The organism is Polaromonas sp. P1_G2 (assembly GCF_056405515.1).
Genome location: NZ_JBFUBY010000265.1, coordinates 1 through 5,769 on the forward strand (window position 1 = coordinate 1; position 5,769 = coordinate 5,769).

At 68.1% G+C, this 5,769-nt stretch carries 8 protein-coding genes; 3 read left to right on the plus strand and 5 right to left on the minus strand.

Annotated features, from left to right (window positions below):
• Window positions 1–420: RbsD/FucU family protein (locus AC1D0P_RS20785; RefSeq protein WP_477678481.1), on the minus strand; the 420-nt coding region annotated here is incomplete at its 3' end.
• A 139-nt stretch (window positions 421–559) separates the two neighbouring features.
• On the opposite strand from AC1D0P_RS20785, the gene AC1D0P_RS20790 reads away from it, so the two are divergent.
• Genes AC1D0P_RS20790 through AC1D0P_RS20800 form a run of 3 tightly spaced genes read left to right on the plus strand, consistent with a single transcriptional unit; the run spans window position 560 to window position 2,951 of the window.
• Window positions 560–1,582 (plus strand): aldo/keto reductase, encoded by a 1,023-nt coding sequence (locus tag AC1D0P_RS20790; RefSeq protein ID WP_477678482.1) that lies wholly within the window; start codon window positions 560–562, stop codon window positions 1,580–1,582.
• Entirely contained in the window at window positions 1,582–2,445 is an 864-nt protein-coding gene (locus tag AC1D0P_RS20795) for an amidohydrolase family protein (protein WP_477678487.1), read from the plus strand. Before AC1D0P_RS20790 ends, AC1D0P_RS20795 begins: the two co-directional genes overlap by 1 nt.
• Window positions 2,442–2,951 (plus strand): GNAT family N-acetyltransferase, encoded by a 510-nt coding sequence (locus AC1D0P_RS20800; RefSeq protein WP_477678483.1) that lies wholly within the window; start codon window positions 2,442–2,444, stop codon window positions 2,949–2,951. Before AC1D0P_RS20795 ends, AC1D0P_RS20800 begins: the two co-directional genes overlap by 4 nt.
• Here AC1D0P_RS20800 and AC1D0P_RS20805 read toward each other — a convergent pair.
• From AC1D0P_RS20805 to AC1D0P_RS20820, 4 genes are read right to left on the minus strand one after another with little or no spacing between them, the layout of a single operon-like run.
• On the minus strand, window positions 2,933–4,138 hold the full coding sequence (locus tag AC1D0P_RS20805) for an MFS transporter (protein WP_477678484.1): 1,206 nt from the start codon (window positions 4,136–4,138) through the stop codon (window positions 2,933–2,935). The two genes, AC1D0P_RS20800 and AC1D0P_RS20805, sit on opposite strands and share 19 nt — an antisense overlap.
• A 21-nt stretch (window positions 4,139–4,159) precedes the next feature.
• Window positions 4,160–4,837 (minus strand): aquaporin, encoded by a 678-nt coding sequence (locus AC1D0P_RS20810; RefSeq protein ID WP_477678488.1) that lies wholly within the window; start codon window positions 4,835–4,837, stop codon window positions 4,160–4,162.
• A gap of 35 nt (window positions 4,838–4,872) precedes the next feature.
• Window positions 4,873–5,325, minus strand: coding sequence for an ArsI/CadI family heavy metal resistance metalloenzyme (locus AC1D0P_RS20815; RefSeq protein ID WP_477678485.1), 453 nt, complete (start codon window positions 5,323–5,325; stop codon window positions 4,873–4,875).
• A 38-nt stretch (window positions 5,326–5,363) separates the two neighbouring features.
• On the minus strand, window positions 5,364–5,726 hold the full coding sequence (locus AC1D0P_RS20820) for an ArsR/SmtB family transcription factor (RefSeq protein WP_477678486.1): 363 nt from the start codon (window positions 5,724–5,726) through the stop codon (window positions 5,364–5,366).
• Between the last annotated feature and the right edge of the window lie 43 nt (window positions 5,727–5,769).

Here is a 5,769-nt window from a genome sequence, read left to right on the forward strand (position 1 = left end):
CTTGCGCAGCAGGATGTTGCCGTACTTGCGCCGCTCGCCGGTCTGCAGGATCAGGAAGGCCGCCTGCGCGCGTTCGTAAAACTCGAAACGCTCCAGCGAGGCCGCGGGGCGCTCCCCCGCCTGGTGCAGCACGGTGGCGAACTCGGCAACCGGCGGCGGAACGGCGGAGGCGTCGCCCACTACCTGCATGGTCCAGGCGGCGTCGGGTACATAGTCGTCGAGCGGCAGCAGCCGCAGCACGGCCGCCAGCGCCTGTGGCGCGGTCGCGCCCGCCAGCTGCACCAGCTGGGCGCCGCTTTTGCGGGCCACCTGGGCCGCCGGGAAATTGGCATCGACAATCGCCACGTCATCGCCATGGCCCATGCTGGCCAGGGCATGCAGGGCGTCGGGCGTGATCAGCGGTGGGATGTTCTTCAGCATATATAAAGGAGTGGCGGCAGCCGGGAGCCTGGTTTTCCTGGTTTTTGCAAAACCTCGGGATTTCCCGCTGTCAATGACTGACATGTTAGTCATAACATGGCTAAACTTTTATCAGGATTAACCCTGAAACGAACCGAATATGACGACGACCGTGGACATGGCCCCTGTTTTTGCCGCCTGTGAAGAAAGCGGCCTGCGGCTGGGCCTGGGTGGCGCGCCGCTGGGCAACCTGTTTTCCGCCGTCAGCGACGCCGAGGCCCGGGCGCTGGTGGATGCCGCCTGGGCCGACGGCTGCCGGACCTTTGACACCGCCCCGCATTACGGCCACGGCCTGTCGGAGCGGCGCCTGGGCGACGCGCTGCGCGGCCATCCACGGAACAGCTATGTGCTGTCGAGCAAGGTCGGCCGGCTGCTGCGGCCCGATGCGAATGCGGCGCGCGCCCAGCACGGCTATGTGGACATCCTGCCCTTCAACCAGGCCTGGGATTTCAGCGCGGCCGGCACCCGCCGCAGCGTGGAGGACAGCCTGCAGCGCCTGGGCCTGCCGCGGCTGGACGTGGTCTATGTGCACGACCCGGATGTGGCCTCGCACGGCGAGCGCGCGCCAGCCGTGCTGCGGCAATTGCTCGATGAAACCCTGCCCGCGCTGCGCGAGATGAAGCACGAAGGGCTGATACGCGCCATCGGCCTGGGCACCAACGATGTGGACGTGGTGTTGCAGGTGCTGCGCGAAGCCGGGCTGGACGTGCTAATGCTGGCCGGGCGCTACAGCCTGCTGGACCACAGCGCGCTGCCGGCGCTGCTGCCGCAATGCGCGGCGCGCGGCGTGCGCATCGCGCTGGGCGGCGTGTTCAATTCGGGCATCCTGGCGACCGGCGCGCGCGGCGGCACGGCCAGCTTCAACTATGCGCCGGCGGCCCGCGAGTGGCTGGAGCGCACGGCCCGCATCGAGTCGGTGTGCGCGGCGCACGGCGTGCCGCTGCGCGCGGCGGCGCTGCAGTTTCCGCTGGCCCACCAGGCCGTCGACATCGTGATGCTGGGCGCGCGCAAAGTCGCCGAATGGGCCGACGCGGTGGCGATGATGCAGCACATAATTCCAGCGGCCTTCTGGGCGGATTTGCGCGCCCAGGGCCTTTTGCCAGCGGATGCACCCACACCATGATGAAGATTGACGCGCACTTTCACTGCTGGGAACTGGCGCGCGGCGAYTATGGCTGGCTCACGCCGGCCCTGGCGCCCATTTACCGCGACGTGGCCGTGGCCGACTGGCAGGCGCAGTCACGCCCGCACGGCGTGCGCGGCGGTGTGCTGGTACAGGCCGCGCCCACCGAGGCGGAAACCCGGTTCCTGCTGGAGCAAGCTGATGCCAACCCGGCCGTGCTGGGCGTGGTCGGCTGGGTGGATTTCCTGGCGCCCGACGCGCCGGCCCGTATCGAAGCGCTGGCCCGGCACCCGCGGCTCAAGGGCTTGCGGCCCATGCTGCAGGACATCGCCGACCCCGAATGGATATTGCAGCCCGCGGCGGCCCCGGCCCTGCGCGCCATGGCCGCTTGCGGCCTGGTTTTCGATGCGCTGGTCAAGTCCGCGCACCTGCCGCACATCCTGACCCTGGCTGGCCGCCACCCTGAACTGCGCATGGTGATAGACCATGGCGCCAAGCCCGACATCGCGGCGGGCGAGTGGCAGCCCTGGGCCGACGCCATCACGCGCATCGCCACGGACACCCAGGCCATGTGCAAGCTCTCCGGCCTGTTGACCGAAGCCGGCCCGCACCCGGCGCCGGGCGCGGTACGGCGCTGGTGCGAGCATGTGCTGCAAAGCTTTGGCGCCGATCGTGTCGTCTGGGGCAGCGATTGGCCGGTGCTGGAACTCGCCGCTCCCTACGCGCTGTGGTGGCTGACCTCGCGGCAGTTGCTGGAGGGGCTGGACGAGCCGGCCCAGGCGGCGGTGATGGGCGGCAATGCGGTAAGGCTTTATGGGCTTCACCTGCCTCAAAGAGCCGGTGTTCCTAAAATCGCCCGATGACTGAACCTATTTCTGTTTCTTCCTCCCTGAACGTCTGCCGCGCCGACTACGCCAACCCGGTCCACGCGCGCGCCATCGTGCAACTGCTCGACAGCTACGCGCAGGATCCGGCCGGCGGCGGCAAGCCGCTCGGCGACTTCGCCAAAACCCATCTCGTCAAGGAACTCGCCGCGCGCCCGCAGGCTTTCAGCGTGCTCGCCTTCGACGGCGACAAAGCGGTGGGCCTGGTCAACTGCATCGAAGGTTTTTCGACCTTCGCCTGCCGCCCGCTGGTCAACATCCACGACGTGGCCGTGCTGCCCGGCCATCGCGGCCAGCGCATCGGCGAAAAAATGCTGGCACTGGTGGACGAGATCTCGCGCGAACGCGGCGCCTGCAAACTGACGCTGGAAGCGCTGCAGGGCAATGCGAGCGCCATCAAGCTGTACGAGCGCATCGGCTTTGCCGGCTACCAGCTGGACCCGGCCATGGGGCAGGCGCGGTTTTTTCAGAAGTGGCTGGACTGAWGCCTGGCCGAAGCAGGGTCGTGCAGCAGCATCAAGGCCGCAAACGCCACCAGCCCCAGCGCCGCTGAAAACCACAACGCACCCGCGCCGAAGCGGTCAATCGCCAGGCCGAACAGCCAGGGCGCCGTGGCCTGTGCAAAGCGCGCCGGCACCATCAAGAGGCCCTGGCGCGCGCCGTAGTCGCGCACACCGAACAGCACCAGCGGCAGCGTGCCCTTGGCAATCGTCAGCACGCCGTTGCCGGCGCCGTGCAGCAAGGTGAACACCGCGCCGGCCGGGACCCCGAAGAACAGGAAGGCCATCGCGCCCAGGGTGTGCAGGCTGCCGGCCACGCGCGCCGAGACCAGCGGATGGATGTTGCGCAGCAGGCCGTATTCAAGCAGCCTGCCTGCCACTTGGGCGGGGCCGACCAGGCCGGCGAATACCAGCGCGGTGGCCAGCGGCACGCCGTGGGCCTGCAGCAGGCGCGGCAGATGCGAGGCCATGGCGGTGCTGATAAACCAGGTCACGGCGAACACCAGCGCGAGCAGCACCGCCGTGCGGGTGGCGCTGTGTGATGGCGTGGAGGCGGCAGTGTCAGGCGGGGCTGCATCCGCATGGGTTTCGGCGAGCACTGGCGCTACAGGTGAAGCAGGCAAGCGCCAGTTGAGTGGCAAGCCCAGCAGCAAATGCAGCGCCGCCCAGGCCATGCAGGTGGCGCGCCAGCCCCATTCAAGCTCCAGCCAGGCCGACAGCGGCCAGCCCACGGTGCTGGCAAAACCGGCGAACAGCGTGATGCCGGTGATGGCGCCGCGTGCGTCCTTTCCGTACAGGTGCACCAGCGCAGCAAAACCTGCTTCATACAGGCCGGCGGCCATGGCCACGCCCAGGATCACCCAGCCGGCGAACAAGCCCACCGGCCCTTGGGCCAGTGCCAGCACGACGAGGCCGGCGGCAAACACGAGGCTGTTGGCGGCCAGCACCGGCCGGCCGCCATGCCGGTCTATGGCCTTGCCCGCGGCCGGCCCGAGCAGCGCGGACACCACCAGCGCGGCCGAAAACGCGGCAAACACTGTGGGCGTGCTGACGCCCAGGTCGCGCGCCATGGGCACGGCGAGGATGGCGGGCAGGTAGTAGCTGGAGGCCCAGGCCAGGGTCTGGGCGATGCCCAGTTGGACGATGGTGGCGGTGCGGCTTGAAACGGTCACGGTCGCAAGCGTAGCAAAGCTTTAGCCCTTGTCGCTCGCGGCCTGCGGCCCGCCCAAGGCGCGGTGCAGCGCCACGCCCGCGAGTGCGCCCACAGCTTGTGCCGCCACAAAGCCCACCGCACTGGCCGGCGCGATGCCGGCAAAGCTGTCCGAGAGCATGCGGCCCAGCACGGCCGCCGGATTGGCGAACGAGGTGCTGGCGGTGAACCAGTAGGCCGCGCCTATGTAGCAGGCGACCATGGCCGGCGCCTTGGCCGCGGGCGCGCGCAGTACGACAAGGATTAGCCCGGCGGTCGCGACGGCCTCGGCCAGCCACTGGCCGCTGCCGCTGCGGATCTTGTGGCTGAACTGCAGCAGGTTCATGTCAAACATCGCATGGGCCAGCCAGGCGCCGACCACCGCGCCCAGCAGCTGGCTTGCGATAAACAGAAAGGTTCTTCGCGTGCGCTTGCCGGAGGCCGTGGCTTGAGACCCGAGCACCAGGGTCACCAGCGGATTGAAGTGCGCGCCGCTGAGCGGGCCCAGCAGTTCGATCAGGACATACAGCGCGAACACCGTGGCCAGCGTATTGGCCAGCAGGGCCACACCCATGTTGCCGGCCGAAAGGCGCTCGGCCATGATGCCAGAGCCTATGACGGCGCAGAGCAGGGCGGCTGTGCCCGCGAACTCCGCGAGCGCCTGGCGCGCCAGCGACGGCACGCCGGGGCTTGCGTCGCGCTCGGTCGTGGTGCGGCTTAACAGCACGCCGGAGCCGCGCGCGATGCCTTGCTGTCCGCCGCGGCGCAGCAGGCCGAAGCGCTGGCCGACTTTGCCTCGCTGAACACCGGGATGTTGCCCAGCGTGTGGAACTGTTCCCAGGCGATGCCTTGCGGGTCTGTGAGCCAGTATTTGTCGCTGCGGGCATAGCAGCAGGTCGTGGAGCCTTCGTCGAGCAAGGTCATGTCGGCGCGGGTCGCATTGGCCTTCAGGGCCTCCAGCTCTTCGGCTTGGTCGACCTGTATGCCCAGGTGGTCCACGCCGGGCGCGTCACCGCGCGTGGAGATGGCGAAGTTGACCGGCGGGTCGCTCAGCATCCATTTGGCGTAGTCGGCTTCAGTGCGCGCGGGCTGCTGGTCGAACATGGCCGAATAAAAGGCGATGTTTTTTTCGAGGTCTTTGACGTGGACGTGGACATGGAAGCGTTTCATGGAGCTCTCCTGTGGGGTGTGGTGTGACGGGGATGTGGTCAGCAGGCCGCGCAGCCGGACTGCGGATCGACTTCGCAGGCGCCGCCTTCGCAGCAGTGCTCGGTCAGATAGCCGAGCAGGGCGTTCATCTGGCCGAAGTTGGCACGGTAGATCAGGTTGCGGCCGCGCGCTTCGCTGCTGGCCAAGCCYGCGTTGGAGAGTTCCTTGAGGTGAAACGACAGTGCGCTGGGCGCGATGCCTAGCTGTTCGGCGATGGCGCCTGGCGTCAGTCCCTCGGGGCCGGCGACCACCAGGGCGCGAAAAGCGCGCAGGCGCTGGGCCTGGGCCAGGGCGGCCAGCGCCTTGACGGCGGCGCCTTCATCGAGGGTGGTGGCTAGGGGGGCTTGTATTGAGGATTCCATGATTCAAATATAATTGAATTATTGAATTGATGCAAACTACGCC

Bases quoted from the DNA above. Each gene is read 5' to 3' on its own strand.
- AC1D0P_RS20790 (WP_477678482.1), top strand. From the start codon at position 560: ATGACGACGACCGTGGACATGGCCCCTGTTTTTGCCGCCTGTGAAGAA.
- AC1D0P_RS20815 (WP_477678485.1), bottom strand. From the start codon at position 5,325: ATGAAACGCTTCCATGTCCACGTCCACGTCAAAGACCTCGAAAAAAAC.
- AC1D0P_RS20800 (WP_477678483.1), top strand. From the start codon at position 2,442: ATGACTGAACCTATTTCTGTTTCTTCCTCCCTGAACGTCTGCCGCGCC.